The sequence below is a fragment of the Streptomyces sp. NBC_00631 genome, assembly GCF_045206895.1.
Classification (GTDB): Bacteria; Actinomycetota; Actinomycetes; order Streptomycetales; family Streptomycetaceae; genus Streptomyces.
In genome coordinates this window covers 6,850,909-6,869,820 of the sequence record NZ_CP107734.1, presented here as the reverse complement: position 1 = coordinate 6,869,820, position 18,912 = coordinate 6,850,909, and the positions used below count along the sequence as shown (strand labels likewise).

The window sequence follows — 18,912 nt, the reverse complement described above, 5'->3', positions numbered from 1 at the left end:
CACACCGTGAACGTCCTCGATAACGTCGACGACACATCTCTCACAGCATCCCCTGCCACACCGCCCGTGACGCGAGGACCCACGCTGCCCGCCCACCGCCTGCCCCATCTCCCCGCCCCGCTGGACGCCTTCAACGCCGCCCCCGACGACGAGGCCGGCGCATTCCTCCTGCACTGCCTGCACAGCCTGCGCTGGGCCCGCCGCGTCAGCGACCACCGCCCGTACCCCGACGTGGAATCCCTCCTGGCCGCAGCCGACGAGGCGGCGTACGACCTGTCACCGGACGATCTGTCGGAGGCCCTGGCGGGCGAATGCCTGCCGGAACTGCCCGAGGACACGTACACGGCGGCCACCACGGCCCTGACCGCGGCCCACGCGGCCTACGAGGCCAAGTTCGGACACGTGTTCGTGATCTACCTGGGCGACGCATCGCCCGCCGAGTGCCTGGACCACGTACTGGCAGGCATCCGATCACGTTTGACAAACGATCCGGAGGAGGAACGGGTCGTGGCGGCCGAGGAACTCCGGCGCCTGGCCGGCGGACGGTTGGCCGAGAAACTGAGGGGCACGGGGAACTGCGCGACCAGCCCAAACACACCCGCACCCGGCAAATGTCCGCACCCGGCACCCCGGATGCCGCACGGCTAACCCATCCGCGTGCCACTTTGATCACACCGGTAGGCCCGGCGTAAGCCCAGCGCCGGCGCATCGCTACGATGCTGGGGGCCGGTGGACCGTACCCGGCCGGGCCCGACCGACACCCACAAGCCGGCGCGGCCCCGATACCCCGCTCCCGGAGGGACTTCCGTGCCGGCTGGAACGCTGTACCGCGGCCGGGAAGGAATGTGGTCCTGGGTGGCTCACCGAGTCACCGGCGTCCTCATTTTCTTCTTCCTGTTCGTTCACGTGCTGGACACCGCTCTCGTCCGCGTCTCCCCCGAGGACTACGACAAGGTCGTAGCCACGTACAAGACGCCGATCGTCGCACTGCTGGAGTACGGCCTCGTCGCCGCCATCCTCTTCCACGCCCTCAACGGCCTGCGCGTCATCGCCGTCGACTTCTGGTCGAAGGGCCCGCGCTACCAGAAGCAGATGCTCTGGACGGTCGTCGGTGTCTGGGTCGTCCTGATGGCCGGGGCCATTTACCCCGTTCTCGGCCACGCCGCTCGTGTCCTGTTCGGGAGCTGACGCAGATGTCGACCACTGAAACCCCCGCAGCCGGCGTCGGCCCCGTCGAGGGCGCCCCCCTCTTCAACGTCGACAACCCGGCCCCCCTCATCGAGGCCCCGCGCAAGCGCACCAAGAAGACGCCGCGCTCCACCCGCGGCAACTTCGAGATGGCCGCCTGGCTGTTCATGCGCCTGTCCGGTGTCGTGCTGGTCGTCCTGGTCCTCGGCCACCTGCTGATCCAGCTGGTGCTCGACGGCGGCGTGTCGAAGATCGGCTTCGCGTTCGTGGCCGGCCGCTGGGCGAGCCCCTTCTGGCAGGTCTGGGACCTCCTCATGCTGTGGCTCGCGATGCTGCACGGAGCCAACGGTCTGCGCACGATCATCAACGACTACGCGGAGCGCGCGAACACCCGGCTGTGGCTGAAGGGCCTGCTCTACACGGCCACGGTGTTCACCATCCTGCTGGGCTCGCTGGTGATCTTCACTTTCGACCCGAACATCCGCTAGGCACGGGGCTGCGAGAATCATGAAGATCCACAAGTACGACACCGTCATCGTCGGCGCCGGCGGCGCGGGCATGCGCGCGGCCATCGAGTCCACGAAGCGCAGCCGCACCGCGGTCCTGACCAAGCTCTACCCCACCCGCTCCCACACGGGCGCCGCGCAGGGCGGCATGGCCGCCGCGCTCGCCAACGTGGAGGAGGACAACTGGGAGTGGCACACCTTCGACACGGTCAAGGGCGGTGACTACCTGGTCGACCAGGACGCCGCCGAGATCCTCGCGAAGGAGGCCATCGACGCCGTCCTCGACCTGGAGAAGATGGGCCTGCCGTTCAACCGGACGCCGAACGGCACCATCGACCAGCGCCGCTTCGGCGGTCACAGCCGCAACCACGGCGAGGCACCGGTCCGCCGGTCCTGCTACGCGGCCGACCGCACCGGCCACATGATCCTCCAGACGCTGTACCAGAACTGCGTGAAGGAGGGCGTGGAGTTCTTCAACGAGTTCTACGTCCTGGACCAGCTGATCACCGAGGTCGACGGCGTCAAGAAGTCCTCCGGCGTGGTGGCGTACGAGCTCGCGACCGGCGAGATCCACGTCTTCCAGGCGAAGGCCGTCATCTACGCCTCCGGCGGCACCGGCAAGTTCTTCAAGGTGACGTCGAACGCGCACACGCTGACCGGTGACGGCCAGGCGGCGGTCTACCGCCGTGGGCTGCCGCTGGAGGACATGGAGTTCTTCCAGTTCCACCCGACCGGCATCTGGCGCATGGGCATCCTGCTGACGGAGGGCGCCCGCGGTGAGGGCGGCATCCTCCGCAACAAGGACGGCGAGCGCTTCATGGAGAAGTACGCGCCGGTCATGAAGGACCTCGCGTCCCGTGACGTCGTGTCCCGCTCCATCTACACGGAGATCCGGGAGGGCCGCGGCTGCGGTCCCGAGGGCGACCACGTCTACCTCGACCTCACCCACCTCCCGCCGGAGCAGCTGGACGCGAAGCTCCCGGACATCACCGAGTTCGCGCGCACCTACCTCGGTATCGAGCCGTACACGGACCCGATCCCGATCCAGCCCACCGCGCACTACGCGATGGGCGGCATCCCGACCAACGTCGAGGGTGAGGTCCTGTCGGACAACACCACCGTCGTCCCGGGCCTGTACGCGGCCGGCGAGGTCGCCTGTGTCTCCGTGCACGGCGCCAACCGCCTCGGCACCAACTCGCTCCTGGACATCAACGTGTTCGGCCGCCGGGCGGGCATCGCGGCCGCCGAGTACGCGCACACCGTGGACTACGTCGAACTCCCTGAGAACCCGGCCGAGTTCGTGGTCTCCCAGATCGAGCAGCTGCGCTCCTCGACGGGCAGCGAGCGGGTCGCCACACTCCGCAGGGAGCTGCAGGAGACCATGGACGCCAACGTCATGGTGTTCCGCACCGAGCAGACGATCAAGACGGCGGTCGAGAAGATCGCCGAGCTGCGCGAGCGCTACAAGAACGTCTCGATCCAGGACAAGGGCAAGCGGTTCAACACGGACCTGCTGGAAGCGATCGAGCTCGGCAACCTGCTGGACCTCGCCGAGGTCATGGCGGTCTCCGCCCTGGCCCGCAAGGAGTCCCGCGGCGGTCACTACCGCGAGGACTACCCCAACCGCGACGACGTCAACTTCATGCGCCACACCATGGCGTACCGCGAGGTGGGCGACGACGGCGCCGAGTCCATCCGTCTCGATTACAAGCCGGTCGTCCAGACCCGCTACCAGCCGATGGAGCGTAAGTACTGATGGCAACCCCGACCCTGGACAAGGCGGACGCGGCCGGCCGGCCCGAGCCCGGCTTCGCCGACTCCCCGTACATCACCGTCACCTTCCGCGTCCGCCGGTTCAACCCGGAGGTCTCGGCCGAGGCGGTCTGGGAAGACTTCCAGCTGGAGATCGACCCGAAGGAGCGCGTCCTCGACGGCCTCCACAAGATCAAGTGGGACGTCGACGGCACGCTGACCTTCCGCCGTTCCTGCGCGCACGGCATCTGCGGCTCGGACGCGATGCGGATCAACGGCAGGAACCGTCTCGCCTGCAAGACCCTGATCAAGGACATCAACCCCGAGAAGCCGATCACGGTCGAGCCCATCAAGGGCCTGACGGTCCTGAAGGACCTCGTGGTCGACATGGAGCCGTTCTTCCAGGCGTACCGGGACGTCATGCCCTTCCTCATCACGAAGGACACGAACGAGCCCACCCGGGAGCGTCTGCAGACGGCCGAGGACCGCGAGCGCTTCGACGACACCACGAAGTGCATCCTGTGCGCCGCGTGCACGTCGTCCTGCCCGGTCTTCTGGAACGACGGCCAGTACTTCGGCCCGGCGGCCATCGTCAACGCGCACCGCTTCATCTTCGACTCGCGTGACGAGGCCGGCGAGCAGCGTCTGGAGATCCTGAACGACCGCGACGGCGTCTGGCGCTGCCGCACGACCTTCAACTGCACGGACGCCTGCCCGCGCGGCATCGAGGTCACCAAGGCGATCCAGGAGGTGAAGCGAGCGCTGATCACGCGCCGCTTCTGAGCTCCGTACCGCTACGACGGCGAAGGCCCCGCTCCCGTGCAGGAGCGGGGCCTTCGCCGCACCCGGCAAGGGGAGCGGCGGTCCCTCAGCTCGCGGACGGTCTGTGCCACTCCCGGGCGCCGGCCGCGCGCATCAGCGACAGTGCCGTGGCCGGGTCGCCGGAGACCAGGGGATGGACGAGCTCGACGTAACGGACCTGGCCGGCCAGGGACCTGCGGAGCTGGCGGAGGCTGCGGGCGCCGAAGGAGACCCCGCCGCGGCGGTCCACGACGCCTGCCGTGACGGCCAGCCCCTCGATGCCGACCTTGCACTCGGTCAGCGCGGTCCGGCGGCAGACATGGATCTCGACGTCACCCTGCCACAGGCCGAGAACCACCTTGTAGGCCACGCCCGAGCCGGCGAACGTCGCGACGGCGAGATGCCGGTCCTCTTCCCCGCCGACCGGCCCGTCCAGACCCAGCCGCTGGGCGACCGCGGCGAAGGCCGCCCGCACCTCGCCCTGGAAGGCCTCTGCTCCCGGAGCCATCCCCGCCCCCTCGCTCGCACGGCACCGACGACGGCTCAGCGTACCGACGTGGCGGGCGCCTTCTCGGCCCATTGAGTGACCCGACGGTCAGCCCGCCCGGCAACCGTCATCTCCACTCCTAATCTGATCGCATGTCAGATGACGAGTCGTACGAACTGCTCGGGTTCGACAACGTGGTGATGCCCGTCGGGAGGCTCGCGGACGCTGTCGCCTTCTACGAGCGGGCCGGGTTCACGGTCGGGTTCCGGTTCGAAGAGGGCGGGATCGCCCTGTTGAAGGTCGGGGGCGAGACGCCCGGGATTCTGCTGCGGGCCGAGGAGGGGCTGGGGCACCGGCCGGCGGTGTGGGCGTCACCGCGCGTGTGGCTGGAGGTGCCGGACGCGCGCGGCGCGGCCAAGCGGCTCAGGGAGGCCGGGATCGCGGTGCTCGACGAGCCGTTCTCGGTGGCCACCGGCTGGACCGTCGAGGTCGCCGACCCGTGGGGGAACATCATCGGCTTCACCGACTACAGCAAGCGGCCGGAGCTGGCGCGGCGAGCGTGAACGGGGTCACCCCGCAACAGAGTTGAACGTGTTCAAAAGCAGGTCTACAGTCATCCCTGTCAGCGTTTTGAACGCGTTCAAGAAGGGGTGGGGCATGGACCGCACGGTCATCGCCTACGTCATCTACCTGCTCGTCAGCATCGGTCTGACCATCTGGGTGGCCCGCACGCTCAGCCGCAACGGACGGATCTTCCTCTCCGACGTCCTGCACGGCAACGACCAGCTCGCCGACGCCGTCAACCACCTTCTGGTCGTCGGCTTCTACCTGGTCAATCTGGGCTTCGTCGCGCTCTACCTGCACACCAGCGACACGATCGACGACACCCGGGGCATCTTCGAGGCGCTGTCCGCCAAGCTCGGGGTCGTGCTGCTGGTGCTCGGTGTGATGCACCTGGGCAACGTCTACGTGCTCAACCGGATACGGCGCCGCGGGATCATGGAGAAGGAACAGCTCCCGCCGGTCCCGCCGCAGGGCTGGACCGCACCGGCGGCCGGGGCGTGAGCGCCGTGACCGCTACCGCCGACCGGGGCGCCGTGCGCGCCCCGGTCCACGGGCTCACCGTCCTCTACGACGCCGAGTGCACCCTCTGCGCCTTCCTGCGCGACTGGCTCGTACGCCAGCCGCAGCTGGTGCCGCTGGAGCTGGTCCCGGCAGGTTCGGCCGAGGCCCGCAGGCGCTTCCCGGACCTGGACCACTCGGCCACCCTCGACGAGGTCACCGTGGTCGGTGACGCGGGGCAGGTCTACCGGGACACCGCCGCGTGGATCGTCGTGCTGTGGGCGCTGCGGGAGCAGCGGCCGCTGGCCCACCGGCTCAGTTCGCCGGCCGGGGCCCGGCTGGCCCGCGGCGCGGTGCTCGCCGCCGCCTGGTGGCGGGGCGGCCAGGGGAACGGGAAGGCCTTCCGCCGCGAGGACGGGTGGGAGTACGAGCCGGGCATCGGGTGGATCTACGACCCCCCGGGCTGTGCCGGCGGCGCCTGCACCACTCGTTAGGCTCTGTCCGTGTCCGCGAAGAACGACGGTCCCGTCGAGGCCGCTGCCCAGAGCAAGTCCGAGCAGACCCGCGCGCTGATCCTGGAGACGGCGATGCGCCTGTTCCGGGAGCGCGGCTACGAGAAGACCACGATGCGGGCCATCGCCACGGAGGCCGGGGTCTCCGTCGGCAACGCGTACTACTACTTCGCCGGCAAGGAACACCTGATCCAGGGCTTCTACGACCAGCTCGCCGCCGAGCACCGGGTGGCGGTCCGCGAGGTCCTGGACAAGGAGACCGACCTGGAGAGGCGGCTCGCGGGCGTGCTCAAGGTGTGGCTGGACATCGCCCGGCCGTACCACGAGTTCGCGGTCCACTTCTTCAAGAACGCCGCCGACCCCGACAGCCCGCTCAGCCCCTTCTCCCCGGAGAGCGAGCACGCGCGCGAGGAGGCGATCCGCGTGCACCGCGAGGTGCTGGCGGGCGCGAAGACGAAAGTCGCCCCCGAACTACGGGACGTGCTTCCCGAGTTGATGTGGCTCTCGCAGATGGGCCTGGTCCTGTACTGGATCTTCGACCGGACCGAGGGCCGCGAGCGCAGCTACCGGCTCGCCGAGCGCGGCGCCCGGCTGACCGCGCGAGGCGTCTCCCTCGCGCGGTTCCGGGTGCTGCGGCCCCTGGTCCTGGAGGTCCACGAGCTGTTCACGGACTTCCTGCCGGGGATGACCCGGGTGCTGCCGGATCCGTCGGGCAGGACCAGGGGCTCGGCTAGCTGACCGCGTCCACCTCGTCCCCGGTGAGCTCCACGTCGTACACCAGCGGCTCCTCGGTCACCGTCACATGCCGTGCCTTCGAGCCGTACTCCGCCGAGGTCACCGCCAGCAGGTAGGCGTCCGGCGCCGGGACCGAGACGATGTAGGAGCCGTCCGCCAGAGACGTGACGCGGTCCAGCTGGCGGCCGCTCCTGGACATCAGACTCACCGACGCGTTCTCGACGGGGTCGCCGTCGGCCGTTCGGACGAAGCCGTGGATCGCGGTGGCCGGGCCGGTGGGAGCGGCCTGGCCCGGAGCCGGGACCTCCTCCTTCGGCTCCACCGCGAGGTGCGGGAGCCGCTTGTCGAGCCAGGCCGGCAGCCACCAGTTGGACCTGCCCAGCAGGTGCATCGCCGCCGGGACCAGGGCCGTACGGAGGATGAAGGCGTCCAGGGCGACCGCCGCCGCCAGGCCCACCCCGGCCATCGCCGCGCCCGAGTCGCCGCTGAGGACGAAGGCCAGGAAGACGCAGACCATGATCAGGGCCGCGCTGTTGATGACGCGGCTGGTCTCCGCCAGGCCCACCCGGACCGCACGCGCGTTGTCCTTCGTGTGCACCCACTCCTCGTGCATCCGGCTCACCAGGAACACCTGGTAGTCCATGGAGAGGCCGAAGAGCAGGGAGAGCATGATGACCGGGAGGAACGCGTTGATCGGGCCCTCCTTGCCGAGGCCCAGCAGGTCCAGGCCCCAGCCCCACTGGAAGACCGCCACGAGGACGCCGAAGGAGGCCGCCGCCGCGATCAGGTTCATCAGGGCGGCCGTCAGCGGGACCACCAGGGAGCGGAAGGCGACCAGGAGCAGCAGGAACCCCAGGGTGATGATCGTCGCTATGAAGAGGGGCAGGCGGTCACCGGTGACGGACGCGAAGTCCTTGGACACCGCCGTCACGCCGCCCACGTGGGCCTGTGCGCCGGCCTTCGGGATCACCCGGTCGCGGATCGTGTCGATCAGGTCGTCCGTCGCCTTGGACTGCGGAGAGGTGGCCGGGACCACCTGGATGACCGTGACGCCCTGGGACGGAGGCAGTTCGGCCACCTGGGCGACCCCCTGGGCCGACTGCAGGCCCTGGACCAGCTTCGCCGTGTCGCCGCCGACGCTGACCACCTGGAGGGGGCCGTTGAAGCCGGGACCGAAGCCCTCGGCGAGCAGGTCGTAGGCCTTCCTGGTGGTCGTGGACGCGTCGTCGTTGCCCTGGTCGGTGGCGCCCAGGCGCAGCGAGAGGACCGGGATGGCCAGCACCGCCATGACGACCACGGCGAGCGCGGCGATACGCCTCGGCCGCTTCTCGACGTTCGCCGACCAGCGGGCCGCCAGGCCGCTGGCCCGCTCCGGCTCCGGGCCCTCGGCGGCCAGCCGGCGGCGCTGGCGGCGGCTGAGGACGCGCGGACCGAGGAACCCGAGCAGGGCGGGGAGCAGGGTGGTGGCCGCAAGGACGCTGAGGACGACCGTGAGCGAGGTGCCGATGACCACGCCGTCCAGGAAGCGCAGCCGGGTGACGAGCATGCCGGCCAGCGCGATGCAGACCGTGCCGCCCGCGAACAGCACCGCCCGGCCCGAGGTGTTGAGGGCGGTGACCGCCGACTCCTCGGGGTCCAGGCCGCGCAGGATGCCGCGCCGGTGCCGGGTGACGATGAACAGGGCGTAGTCGATGCCGACGCCCAGGCCGATCAGGGAGGCGAGCAGCGGCGCGATGTCGGGGATGTCGGTGGTGTGGCTGAGCAACTGGGTGGAGAACAGGCCCATGCCGACGCCGAAGACGGCGATCGCGATGGGCAGGGTCATCGCGAAGAAGGAGCCGAAGGCGAGGAACAGCACGACGGCGGCCGCGATGATGCCGACCCCCTCGGACAGGCCCTGCGGCGGCTCCTGGACGCGCTGGATGGCCTGGCCGCCCAACTCGACCTGGAGACCCGGGCGTTTTGCGCCCTGGGCGGTGTCGAGGACCTTCTGCACCTGCTCCTTGGGGATTTCGTTCGCCCGCTTGGTGAAGGTGAGCTGGGCATAGGCGATCGTGCCGTCCTTGCTGATCTGCGCCGCTCCCCGAGGGCCCGCGTAGGGGCTGGTGACCGCGCCCACGCCGGGCAGCTTCGCGATCCTGTCGAGGGCCGCCCCGACCCGGTCCTGCACCGCCTTGTCCTTCACCGAACCGCTGTCGACCTTCCACACCACCGTGTCCGTGTCACCGGAGGTGTTCGGGAAGGCCTTCTCCATCAGGTCGTACGCGGTCTTGGAGTCCGTGTCGGGGAGGGAGAACACGTTCGCGTAGTTCGTGCCCGCCGTCGAGGCCGAGAAGCCCACGCCGACGAGTGCCCCCACCCACAGCAACAGGACCACCAGCCGGTGCCGATAGCACCACCGTGCCAATGCCGTCACGCTCAACAGCTCCTTGTCTTGGATCACTTCGGTCGGTCGGTCCCCCAGGTCCTGGGCAACAGGATCGGCAGCGGGCCCCGCGCCGGGACACGGGGCGCGCATGACTCTCAAGGAACTCCAAAGCTGCGCGCCCCCGGCTGTCGGTGGCGGCGCCGATACTGGGGGCATGACGGCTCCAGGCAGCACCGTGCTGATCGTGGAGGACGAGCCGAGCATCACGGACGTCCTCGCCATCGCCCTGCGCTACCACCGGTTCGAGGTGATGACCGCCGGTACGGTCCGGGACGCCCTCGCGCTGGCCGAGCGCACCCGGCCGGACGCGGCCCTGCTCGACGTGATGCTGCCGGACGGCGACGGCCGCGCCCTCGGCCGTGAGCTGCGCGCCCGCCGGCCGGACCTGGCGCTCGTGTTCCTCACCGCGCGGGACGCCCCGGCGGAGATAGTCGGGGCGCTCGGCTACGGCGACGACTACATCACCAAGCCGTTCAACATCGACGAGGTCGTCGCCCGGATCGGTGCCGTGCTGCGCCGCACCCGTCCGGCGGACGTCATCCAGCAGCATCCGCCGCTGCGCTACGGCGACCTGGAGCTGGACGAGACGACGTACTCGGTGCACCGCGCCGGCCGCACGGTCGAGCTGACCCCGACCGAGTACGCGCTGCTGCGCTTCCTGGTGCGCAACAGCGGCCGGATCGTGCCGAAGGAGCAACTGCTCAGACACGTCTGGCAGTACGAGCACATACCGTCCGAGTCGACCGTGGTGGAGACCTACATCAGCTATCTGCGGCGCAAACTCGACGCCCTGGGAGCCCCGGTGATCACCACCCGGCGGGGCGTCGGATACGGCCTGACATGAGCCTCGGCAAGCGCCGCCACCGGCACGGACTGCACTCGCTGCGCGGCAAGCTCACCCTGGCCAACGTCGGACTGCTGGCCGTCGGCATCGTGGTGGCGACCACCGTGAGCATCATGGGCATGCGGCTGTACCTGCTCGACCAGGTGGACTCCGAGCTCCTCAAGATGCGGACGTCACTGGGGAGTTCGGGACTGACCCTGCGGCAGGTCGACTCGCTGGGCGCGCTCGGCGTGGTCCGCGACCGGATCACCCCCGCCGAGTCCGACCCGGCCCCGGACTCGATCTTCACGGTCATCGACGCCAAGGGCGACGCGATCTCCGTCTTCGGGATGAAGCCGACCCAGGCCCAGCGCTCCCTCGCCGCCGCCGTGTCCGACCCGCACGCCCTCGCCGCCGCGCCCGACCCGCACGACATCGACGTGCACGGCGCGTCCTACCGGGTGACGGCGACCCGGCTCGCCGACGGCCCCTACATCCTGCTGGCCACCTCGACCGAGCTGCTGCACCAGGGCATAGCCCAGGCGCTCCGGCTCGACTTCGCGGTCGGCTCGCTGCTGCTCGCGCTGCTGTGCTGCCTGACCATGTACAGCGTGCGGCAACGGCTGCGGCCGCTGGAGGACATGGTGGAGACGTCGTCGGCGATCGCCGAGGGCGACCTGACCCGGCGGGTGCCCTCCAGCCAGCATCCGACGGAGGAGGTCGAGCAACTGCGGCTGGCCCTCAACGCCATGCTGCACCAGGTGGAGACGGCCTACCGGACCCGCGAGCGGAGCGCGGCCCAGCTGCGCCGGTTCGTCGCCGACGCCTCGCACGAGCTGCGCACACCGCTCGCCGCCATCCGCGGCTATCTCCAGCTGTACGACAAGGGGATGCTGAGCGAGCCCGGGGAGCGGCGGCGGGCCTGGGACCGGATGCACGGCGAAGTGGACCGGATGGGCCGCCTGGTGGACGAGCTGCTGCTGCTCGCCCGGCTCGACCAGCGGCCGGAGATCCGGTTCCGGAACGTCGACGTGAGCCGGCTGGTGCGGGACGCGGCTCAGGACCTGCGGGCGCAGCAGCCGGGGCGGCCGGTGGCCGTGGAGGCCGAGGGGGCGGTGCTGGTGCGGGCCGACGAGTCGGGGCTGCGCCAGGTGCTGGGGAACCTGTTGGCCAACGTCCGTACGCATACGCCGGTGACGGCGGCCGTCCGGTTGGGGGTGGAGCGGGCGGACGGGGTGGTGCGGGTGAGTGTGGCCGACGAGGGGCCGGGGCTCGGGGAGGAGGACGCGGGGCGGATCTTCGACCGGTTCTTCCGGGTGGGGAGTGCGCAGGGGAGCGGGCTGGGGATGGCGATCGTGCAAGGGGTGGTGGAAGCCCATGGCGGGGAGGTGTGTGTGCGGACGGCACCTGGGGAGGGGCTGGCCGTGACGGTTACGTTGCGTTGTGGCTGAGTTACGCGTGCGGGTGCGTCGTGGCTGGTCGCGCCCGCGCGGCGGAGCCGCATATCGGTACAGCCCCGCGCCCCTTTCGGGGCGCTCCACTGCGGGTCGGCCAAGAGCTACGGGTAGGCCGGGACCAGAGCCCAGACGGTCTTGCCGTGGCTCCCTCTGCTCCACACCCCCCACGCCGCCGCGACCGTCTCCACCACATGCGGGCCCCGGCCCGTCTCGTCGTCCTCTCTCACGATGCGTGGCCGGGGTTCCGCGCGACCCTCGTCGGAGACCTCTATCAGGCAGGAGCCGTCGGCCAGGGCCGTCACGGCGACCTCGAACTCGCGCTCCAGCAGAGGGCCGTGGCGGACGACGTCGGTGGCCAGTTCGGAGACGAGGAGCAGCGCGTCGTGGACCGCCGGGGTGTCCGGGCCGTGCCCCCAGGCGGCCAGGTGGTCCCGGACCCGGTGCCGGGCCAGGCCGACGGACGCCGGGTGCCGGGGAAGCCGGAAGGCGTCGCGTCTCAGCACGTCGTGCGGGTGCGCCGGGTGTCCGCCCGTCAGATCCAGTTCAGACTCCACAGGCGGAAGACGCCCGTGCTGTCCGTGAGGTACTGGGCTCCGCCCACGTCCTCGCTGCTGAGGACGTAGTCCGTGCGCTGCCACAGCGGGATCAGGGGCACGTCGTTCGCCACGTCCGTCTGGACGTTGCGGAAGTCCTGCTCGGCCTCACTGCGGTCGGCGTACTGCTGGCTGTTCTGCAGGAGGCGGTCGACGGTGTTGTTGCTGTATCCGGTGCTCATCACGGAGTCGCTGCCGACCAGGGAGGCGCCGAAGGTGTCCGGGTCGGGATAGTCGGCGACCCAGCCGACCGCCCAGGCGTCCATCTTGCCCTCGGCCCACGACTTCTGGAAGTCGGTCCACTCGTATCCCTTGACGTCGACCTTGAACAGGCCGCCCTTCTCCAGCTGCTTCTTCAGCGCGGCGGCCTCCTCGGCACCCGCGCCGTGGCCGATGCCGTAGCCGAAGGTGAACTCGACGGGCGTGCTGACGCCGGCCTGCTCCAGGAGCGCCTTCGCCTTGGCGGCGCTCTGGGTCGGGTAGGTGTCGAAGAAGGACGTGGTGTGGCCGGTGAGGCCGCTCGGGATCAGCGAGTACAGCGGCTGCACGGTGCCGTCGTACACGGAGGAGGCCAGGGCCTCGCGGTCGACCAGCCAGGCGAGGGCCCGGCGGACCAGCACGTCGTGCAGGGGCGAGCTCTTGCGGGTGTTCAGGTACAGGTTGCGGGTCTCGGAGCTGTCCGACTCCAGGACGCGCTGGTCGGGGTCGCTCGGCGACAGCTTCGACACCATGCCGGGCGGCAGCGTCCGGGTCGCCACGTCGACCTGCTTGGCCTTGTACGCACTGGCGAGCTTGGCCGAGTCCGCGTAGTAACGCAGCTCGACAGGGCGGCCGGTGCCGCTCAGCTCGCCCTTGTAGTGACCGCTGGGCGCCAGGGTCGCCTGCTTGTCCTTCGTGTACGACGTCAGGGTGTACGGGCCGGTGCCGTCCACCGAGTCGCCGGTGCGCAGGCCGTTCGCCGGGTACTTGTCCTTGTCGACGATCGCGCCGGCGCCGGTGGCCAGCTTGAACGGGAACGTCGCGTCCGGCGACGACAGGTGGAAGGTGACGGACTTGCCGGAGGTCGTCACCGAGCTGAGCGTCGAGAGCAGGGAGGCCGGGCCGACATCGGAGTTGATCTTCTTGACCCGGTCGAAGGAGTACTTCACGTCCTCGGCGGTCATCGCCCGGCCGCTCGGGAAGGTGATCCCGTCACGCACCACGCAGCGGTACGTCTGCAGCGCCGTGTCCGTGAAGTCACAGCTCTGCGCCGCGTCCGGGACCGGCTTGACGCCGTCGGGCGCGAAGGTGAGCAGTGTCTGGAAGACGTTGTTGAACAACGCCCAGGAACCGGCGTCATAGGCGCCGGCCGGGTCGAGCGAGGTGACGGCGTCGGTCGTACCGACGGTGATCGTCTTGTCTTCGTTCTGCGACGGCAGCAACTGCCAGCCACCGATCCCCACGACCGCCAGCACGACGAGTGTCACGAGAATCCGCATGCGAACAGATCGCATGGTCGGTGCCCTCCCCAGGACCAGCACGGGTCCGCTCCAGGCCCTACCCAGGCCCTCCACAAGTGCCACTCCCCTAAGTGACGCGGCTCACCTAATCACAGGTGTTTCACGTGGGGGAAGAGTGATCCGACTAGATGAGGAAGAACTTACCGAGGGCTTGTTTCCGCCGGATTTCACAGCTCCTCCACAGCAGGCGCGGGGGAGCGCGGGGGGCGGTTTCGGTCAGGCCTGCTTCGACGCGAGTTCGATGACCGTGATGTCCGACGGGGCGCCCACCCGGGCGGCCCCAGGCACCGGCGCCCCGGGAGACGTACAGCCGGGTGTCTCCGTAGCGGTCCAGGCGGGCGACGGTCGGGTCGGCCGCCGCGACCCACCTCTGCGAAGAGGGCCGCGAACATCAGCACCGGGCCGGCGACGAAGAGGGTCGTGCCCACGCGGCGTGCCCGCCCCCGGCCCCGCCTTCGTGTCCCGTACCTGCCGTGCCTCTTTCTGCGCTGTCGCTATGACGTGTGGCGCAGTGCGCGGACGCCGCGCAACCCGATGACCCCGATGACCGTCCCCAATACGAAGGACACGACGGCCAGCGTCAGGTGGATCCAGAAGTACGCCGTGGGATGGCCGTTGTCGAAGGCGAGCCCGCTGCCGTCCTTCACGAGGTTCTTGACGAAAGTGATCCAGATGAACCAGCTCCACACCCCGAACACGAGCAGGAACCAGGAGACCGGACGGCTGAGTTTCACAGAGACAGACCTTTCGTCACCACGACGGGCGCCCGCAGCCGATCGAACCGGCCGCATGGAGCCAGTATCGCCGTCCGCTGTCCGGTTCCGGTTCCGGGGTGGGGTCGGTGACGGGACTTCGGCCTCCTCGGCAGGTACGTTCTCGTCCGTGCCCGCTCCGAAGCCGAAGGCCAGCCGCACTCTGCTGGTCACCTCCGCCGCCCTGCTCTCCCTGCCGCTCACCGCGCCGGCCGCGCTCGCCGCGCCGACCCCGTCCACGACGGCGTCGGCCACTCCCCCGGCGGCCATGTCGACGGTCGGCGGCACCCGGCTGGGGCAGCCCGGTACCCAGGTGAACCCGGCCGCCGGTGTGCCGGTGCTGCCGAAGGACATCACGGGGCGTTCCTGGATCGTCTCGGACGCCGAGTCGGGCGAGGTGCTCGCCGCGCACAACGCGCACTGGCGGCTGCCCCCGGCGAGCACCCTGAAGATGCTGTTCGCGGACACCGTGCTGCCCCGGTTCCCGAAGTCGACCCCGCACAAGGTGGTGTCGGCCGACCTCGCGGGCATCGGCGCCGGTTCCAGCATGGTCGGGATGAAGGAGGGCCAGACCTACACGGTCCGCGACCTCTGGCTCGGGGTGTTCCTGCGCTCCGGCAACGACGCCGTGCACGTGCTGTCCGCGATGAACGGCGGGGTCGAGCAGACCGTCCGGGACATGCAGGACCACGCGGACGAACTGCAGGCGCTGGACACCCATGTGGTCAGTCCGGACGGGTACGACCAGCCGGGGCAGGTGTCGTCGGCGTACGACCTGTCGCTGTTCGCGCGCTCGGGGCTGCAGAAGAAGGACTTCCGGGAGTACTGCTCGACCGTGCGGGCCAGTTTCCCGGGCGACACGACGAAGAACGCGAAGGGCAAGGCGGTCCGTGGGTCCTTCGAGATCCAGAACACCAACCGGCTGCTGAGCGGTGACGTCGACGTCCCGGTGTACCAGGGCATCGCGGGGGTGAAGAACGGCAACACCACCAACGCGGGCGCCACCTTCACCGGGGTCGCCGAGCGGAACGGCCGGGTGCTGCTGGTCACCGTGATGAACCCGGAGAAGAAGGAGCACAACGAGGTCTACAAGGAGACCGCCAAGCTGTTCGACTGGGGCTTCCAGGCGGCCGGCAAGGTGACTCCGGTGGGTGAGCTGGTGCCGCCCAAGGGGGCCGTGGGCTCCAGTGCCACGCCGCGGGCCACCGCCGTCGGCAAGGACGACGGCACGAGCTCGAAGCCGGTGGCCGCGGCCTCCGCCCAGGGCTCCGGCGGGGTCGGGGTCGCGCTGGCGATCGCGGGCGGATCGCTGGTGCTGCTGACGGCCGCGGCGTTCCTGGTCAACCGCCGTTGGCCGCTGCCGGATCTGGTGCGCCGACGGACTCGTCCCTGAACTCGGTGGTGGTCTCCTCCGCCGTCCAGGCGGCGCAGAAGAGGACTATCTTGGCCGTGAAGTTGATCCACAGCAGCAGGGCCACGGGGACGCCGAACGCGCCGTACATGCTCTTCCCGGCGACGCCCTGGATGTAGCCGCTGAGCAGCAGTTTGAGGAGTTCGAAGCCGACCGCGCCGATCAGGGCCGCGATGAGCAGGCGGCGGCGCGGCGGTTCGACGCCGGGCAGCAGGGTGAGGACGTAGAGCAGGAGGAGGAAGTCGGCCGCCACGGCGACGAGGAACGCGGCGGTGCGCAGCAGGAAGCTCCCCCAGCTGTGTTCGGCGATGCCGAGTTGCCGGCCCGTCCAGCCGACCGCTGCCGAGGCGATGGTGGAGACGGCGAGCGTGACGAGCACCGCGCCGCCGAAGCCGATCAGGATCACGCCGTCCTTGGCCTTGGCGACGATCGGGTTCTCGTCCTTGTCGGGCAGTTGCCACACCGCGCGCAGGCACTCCCGCATCTGGCCGACCCAGTTGATTCCGGTGAACAGCAGGACGGCACCGGCGATGAGCCCGACCGTGCCTGCGTTCTGGACCAGGGTGTGGATGTCCAGCTGGTCGGAGATGCCGGGCACCTGGTCGGCGATCCTGTTCTGGAGGTCCTTCTGCTGCGACTCGCTCAGCGTGGCCGCCCCGATCGCGGCGCCCACGGTCAGCAGCGGGAAGAGCGAGACAAAGCTGATGAAGGTCATGGCGGCGGCCAGCCGGGACCACTTCACCCGGTCGAGCCGCTCGTACGACCGCCACACGTGCGTCGTCATGAGCCACCCCACGAGGGGGCCGACGACAGGGAGTTTTCTCAGCCAGTCCATGATCCGACTCTGCCCCCTCCGCGGAACACCAATGTCCGGGTACCCCAGAAGCGCAGAATCGTGGCAAGCGCCATGCCGACGACCGCGCCGGAGACGGTGTCGGCGCGCTGCGAGGTGAGCCCGAGTCCGTAGTGGCTGACGGCGAGGCAGACCAGCTGGACCAGGGCGCCGGCGAGGTTCACGGCGACGAAGACGACGTAGGGGCGCAGTCCGGTGGCGGGCGTGTGGCGGTAGGTGCCGCGGGCGTTGCCGAGGTAGGCGACCGTGCAGCCCGCCACGAAGGACAGGGACTTGGCGGTGAGCGGGTCGAGGGCGGCCGGGCCGCGCAGCCAGCTGAAGAGGCCGAGGTCGGCGGCGTAGGCGAGCAGGCCGGCGGCGGCGAAACCGATCAGCTCGCGCCGGTCCGTGCTCACCAGTGGGCCACCGCGAGGCCGTACATCGCCAGCCAGGCCAGGCCGATCAGGGCGAGCGCGCGGTCGCGCAGGACGACCTCCTCGGGTTCGCCCGCGGTGCCGCGGTCGGCGAAGACCGCGTACCGGAGGATCGCCAGGATGAAGGCGACCATGGACAGCTGGCGCCAGGGCAGCAGGCCGGCGGCGGGACCGTCGTGGCCCTCCAGGGCCCACAGGCAGTAGGCCAGGACGGCGACTCCGGCGGCCAGCTGCCAGACGAAGCGGAGGTAGCCGGTGGTGTACTCGGTGAGCAGCGCGCGGGTGGCACCGGCCTTCCCGGCCATCTGCACGGCCTCGGAGTAGCGCTTGGCCGACACCATGAAGAGCGCGCCGAAGCCGGTGGTGATCAGGAACCAGCGGGACAGCGGGATGCCGAGGGCGACCCCGCCGATCATCGCCCGCATCAGGAAGCCGGTGGTGACGACGACGAGGTCGACGACCAGGACGTGCTTCAGGACGACGCAGTACGCCAGTTGCATGCCCAGGTAGGCGATCAGGAGGGCCGGGACGAGAGGCGGGGTCAGCCGGGCCGCGAGCAGCGGGCCGACGACCGCGAGGACGCCTCCCACGGCGTAGGCGACGGGGACCGGGACCTGCCCGGCGGCGACCGGGCGGCGGCACTTGGCGGGGTGGGCGCGGTCGGCCTCGGCGTCCCGGGCGTCGTTGATCAGGTAGACGGCGGCGGCGCAGGCCGTGAAGAGGGCGAAGATCAGGGCCAGGCGGAGCAGCGCGGGCACCGAGAAGAGCCGGCCGGCGGCGGCCGGTGCGGCGATGACCAGGATGTTCTTGACCCACTGCTTGGGGCGGGTGGTCTTCAGCAGGCCGCGGAGCACGCCGGGGAGGGTGACGGCGGCCCGGGGCGGCGCGGGCGGCCGGGCGGAGCGGGCGCGCTGCCCGTGCAGAGTCGTTTCAGCAGCCCCCTCCGGCCGCCGTGCCTCGGCGGCCCCCTGCGCGGCGGCGTGCGCGGTCTCAGTCACGTCCGCCTCCGCTCATCCAGCGCGCCCCGGCTCGGGCGGTGAGCGCCCCCAGGGCCGCGCCGGCCGCCACGTCCGTCGGGAAGTGCACGCCGACGACCAGCCGGGACAGGCACATGGCGGCCGCGAGAGGGGCGAGGGCGGGCACCCCCAGCGCCCCGAAGGCGACGGCGGCGGCCGTGGCGGAGGTGGCGTGCGAGCTGGGGAAGGAGTGCCGGCCCGCGGTGCGCATCCGGGGCCGGACATGCGCGGGGCGGGCCCGGCGCACGACCCGTTTGACGCCCATACTGCCGAGGTGCGCGCCCGCGACCAGCGCCGTGCCGCGCAGCCAGGCGCCGCGCCGCGCGCCGTCCACGGCGGCCCCGGCGAGGCCCGCCGCGAGCCAGAGCGCGCCGTGCTCACCGGCGAGGGAGAGACCGCGCGCGGCCGACGCGACGCGTGGATCGGCGCCGCAGGCGTGCAGCGCGGAAAGGATCCGGTGGTCCATGTCGTCCATTGGACTCACTGTTCACCTTCACCCCGCCAAAGCTACGACCATATGGAGCGACATTCGGATAATCACCCGTTTCGAGGAGTCGGGTGATCTTCCGTAACCAATCCCCTATGGCTCACATAACACCCATACGGCAGCGATACGGTCGTCCT

General features: G+C 70.4%; 21 protein-coding genes and 1 pseudogene. 12 read left to right on the top strand and 10 right to left on the bottom strand.

Annotation, left to right across the window (positions count from 1 at the left end; all coding sequences use genetic code 11):
- Positions 1-66: 66 nt before the first annotated feature.
- From OHB00_RS31690 to OHB00_RS31670, 5 genes are all read left to right on the top strand, one after another.
- Positions 67-648 (top strand): 2-oxo-4-hydroxy-4-carboxy-5-ureidoimidazoline decarboxylase, encoded by a 582-nt coding sequence (locus OHB00_RS31690; protein WP_406439765.1) that lies wholly within the window; start codon positions 67-69, stop codon positions 646-648.
- 159 nt (positions 649-807) lie between these two features.
- Complete coding sequence (gene sdhC, locus OHB00_RS31685) at positions 808-1,188, top strand: succinate dehydrogenase, cytochrome b556 subunit (protein ID WP_043406142.1); 381 nt, start codon at positions 808-810, stop codon at positions 1,186-1,188.
- Positions 1,189-1,193: 5 nt separating this feature from the next.
- Positions 1,194-1,676, top strand: a complete 483-nt coding sequence (locus OHB00_RS31680) for a succinate dehydrogenase hydrophobic membrane anchor subunit (protein WP_384561478.1) — start codon at positions 1,194-1,196, stop codon at positions 1,674-1,676.
- A gap of 19 nt (positions 1,677-1,695) precedes the next feature.
- A complete protein-coding gene (gene sdhA, locus OHB00_RS31675) occupies positions 1,696-3,450 on the top strand; it encodes a succinate dehydrogenase flavoprotein subunit (RefSeq protein WP_406439762.1) in 1,755 nt (584 codons plus the stop codon).
- The gene (locus tag OHB00_RS31670) at positions 3,450-4,229 is read left to right on the top strand and encodes a succinate dehydrogenase iron-sulfur subunit (protein WP_406439760.1); all 780 of its coding nucleotides are present in this window, start codon (positions 3,450-3,452) and stop codon (positions 4,227-4,229) included. Before sdhA ends, OHB00_RS31670 begins: the two co-directional genes overlap by 1 nt.
- 85 nt (positions 4,230-4,314) lie before the next feature.
- Here OHB00_RS31670 and OHB00_RS31665 read toward each other — a convergent pair whose 3' ends face one another.
- Positions 4,315-4,755, bottom strand: a complete 441-nt coding sequence (locus tag OHB00_RS31665) for a hypothetical protein (RefSeq protein WP_406439759.1) — start codon at positions 4,753-4,755, stop codon at positions 4,315-4,317.
- Positions 4,756-4,886: 131 nt separating this feature from the next.
- Between OHB00_RS31665 and OHB00_RS31660 the strand changes: the two genes are divergently transcribed.
- The 4 genes from OHB00_RS31660 (at position 4,887) to OHB00_RS31645 (ending at position 7,046) form a co-directional block, all read left to right on the top strand.
- Positions 4,887-5,297, top strand: coding sequence for a VOC family protein (locus OHB00_RS31660; RefSeq protein ID WP_406439757.1), 411 nt, complete (start codon positions 4,887-4,889; stop codon positions 5,295-5,297).
- 94 nt (positions 5,298-5,391) lie between these two features.
- Complete coding sequence (locus tag OHB00_RS31655) at positions 5,392-5,799, top strand: hypothetical protein (protein ID WP_406439755.1); 408 nt, start codon at positions 5,392-5,394, stop codon at positions 5,797-5,799.
- Positions 5,800-5,804: 5 nt separating this feature from the next.
- Positions 5,805-6,290 carry a thiol-disulfide oxidoreductase DCC family protein gene (locus tag OHB00_RS31650; RefSeq protein ID WP_406439753.1) on the top strand — a complete coding sequence of 162 codons (486 nt, stop codon included), beginning with the start codon at positions 5,805-5,807 and terminating at the stop codon, positions 6,288-6,290.
- 9 nt (positions 6,291-6,299) lie between these two features.
- Positions 6,300-7,046 (top strand): TetR family transcriptional regulator, encoded by a 747-nt coding sequence (locus OHB00_RS31645; protein WP_406439751.1) that lies wholly within the window; start codon positions 6,300-6,302, stop codon positions 7,044-7,046.
- Here OHB00_RS31645 and OHB00_RS31640 read toward each other — a convergent pair.
- Positions 7,039-9,450: an MMPL family transporter gene (locus OHB00_RS31640; RefSeq protein ID WP_406446071.1), complete on the bottom strand. Its 2,412-nt coding sequence runs from the start codon at positions 9,448-9,450 to the stop codon at positions 7,039-7,041. The two genes, OHB00_RS31645 and OHB00_RS31640, sit on opposite strands and share 8 nt — an antisense overlap.
- A 175-nt stretch (positions 9,451-9,625) precedes the next feature.
- Between OHB00_RS31640 and OHB00_RS31635 the strand changes: the two genes are divergently transcribed.
- Positions 9,626-10,315, top strand: a complete 690-nt coding sequence (locus OHB00_RS31635; protein WP_406439749.1) for a response regulator transcription factor — start codon at positions 9,626-9,628, stop codon at positions 10,313-10,315.
- On the top strand, positions 10,312-11,745 hold the full coding sequence (locus OHB00_RS31630; RefSeq protein WP_406439747.1) for a sensor histidine kinase: 1,434 nt from the start codon (positions 10,312-10,314) through the stop codon (positions 11,743-11,745). The genes OHB00_RS31635 and OHB00_RS31630 overlap by 4 nt, the downstream gene beginning before the upstream one ends.
- Positions 11,746-11,852: 107 nt before the next feature.
- On the opposite strand, the gene OHB00_RS31625 is transcribed toward OHB00_RS31630, so the two are convergent.
- The 4 genes and pseudogenes from OHB00_RS31625 to OHB00_RS31610 all read right to left on the bottom strand — a co-directional run bounded on the left by OHB00_RS31625 (position 11,853) and on the right by OHB00_RS31610 (position 14,577).
- Positions 11,853-12,254, bottom strand: a complete 402-nt coding sequence (locus OHB00_RS31625) for an ATP-binding protein (protein WP_406439745.1) — start codon at positions 12,252-12,254, stop codon at positions 11,853-11,855.
- 29 nt (positions 12,255-12,283) lie between these two features.
- Positions 12,284-13,837 (bottom strand): ABC transporter substrate-binding protein, encoded by a 1,554-nt coding sequence (locus OHB00_RS31620; protein ID WP_406439743.1) that lies wholly within the window; start codon positions 13,835-13,837, stop codon positions 12,284-12,286.
- A gap of 222 nt (positions 13,838-14,059) precedes the next feature.
- Positions 14,060-14,201: pseudogene (locus OHB00_RS31615) on the bottom strand (metallophosphoesterase); the annotation flags it as partial.
- A gap of 136 nt (positions 14,202-14,337) precedes the next feature.
- Entirely contained in the window at positions 14,338-14,577 is a 240-nt protein-coding gene (locus OHB00_RS31610) for an SCO4848 family membrane protein (protein WP_406439741.1), read from the bottom strand.
- A gap of 148 nt (positions 14,578-14,725) precedes the next feature.
- On the opposite strand from OHB00_RS31610, the gene OHB00_RS31605 reads away from it, so the two are divergent.
- Complete coding sequence (locus OHB00_RS31605) at positions 14,726-15,988, top strand: D-alanyl-D-alanine carboxypeptidase family protein (RefSeq protein WP_406439740.1); 1,263 nt, start codon at positions 14,726-14,728, stop codon at positions 15,986-15,988.
- Here the strand turns inward: OHB00_RS31605 and OHB00_RS31600 are convergent.
- Genes OHB00_RS31600 through OHB00_RS31585 form a run of 4 tightly spaced genes read right to left on the bottom strand, consistent with a single transcriptional unit; the run spans position 15,936 to position 18,763 of the window.
- Positions 15,936-16,841 (bottom strand): YihY/virulence factor BrkB family protein, encoded by a 906-nt coding sequence (locus OHB00_RS31600; protein WP_406439738.1) that lies wholly within the window; start codon positions 16,839-16,841, stop codon positions 15,936-15,938. The two genes, OHB00_RS31605 and OHB00_RS31600, sit on opposite strands and share 53 nt — an antisense overlap.
- Entirely contained in the window at positions 16,829-17,254 is a 426-nt protein-coding gene (locus OHB00_RS31595; protein WP_406439736.1) for a GtrA family protein, read from the bottom strand. Before OHB00_RS31595 ends, OHB00_RS31600 begins: the two co-directional genes overlap by 13 nt.
- Positions 17,251-18,270: a decaprenyl-phosphate phosphoribosyltransferase gene (locus OHB00_RS31590; protein ID WP_406439735.1), complete on the bottom strand. Its 1,020-nt coding sequence runs from the start codon at positions 18,268-18,270 to the stop codon at positions 17,251-17,253. The genes OHB00_RS31595 and OHB00_RS31590 overlap by 4 nt, the downstream gene beginning before the upstream one ends.
- Complete coding sequence (locus tag OHB00_RS31585; protein ID WP_189265782.1) at positions 18,263-18,763, bottom strand: phosphatase PAP2 family protein; 501 nt, start codon at positions 18,761-18,763, stop codon at positions 18,263-18,265. Before OHB00_RS31585 ends, OHB00_RS31590 begins: the two co-directional genes overlap by 8 nt.
- Positions 18,764-18,912: the final 149 nt, after the last annotated feature.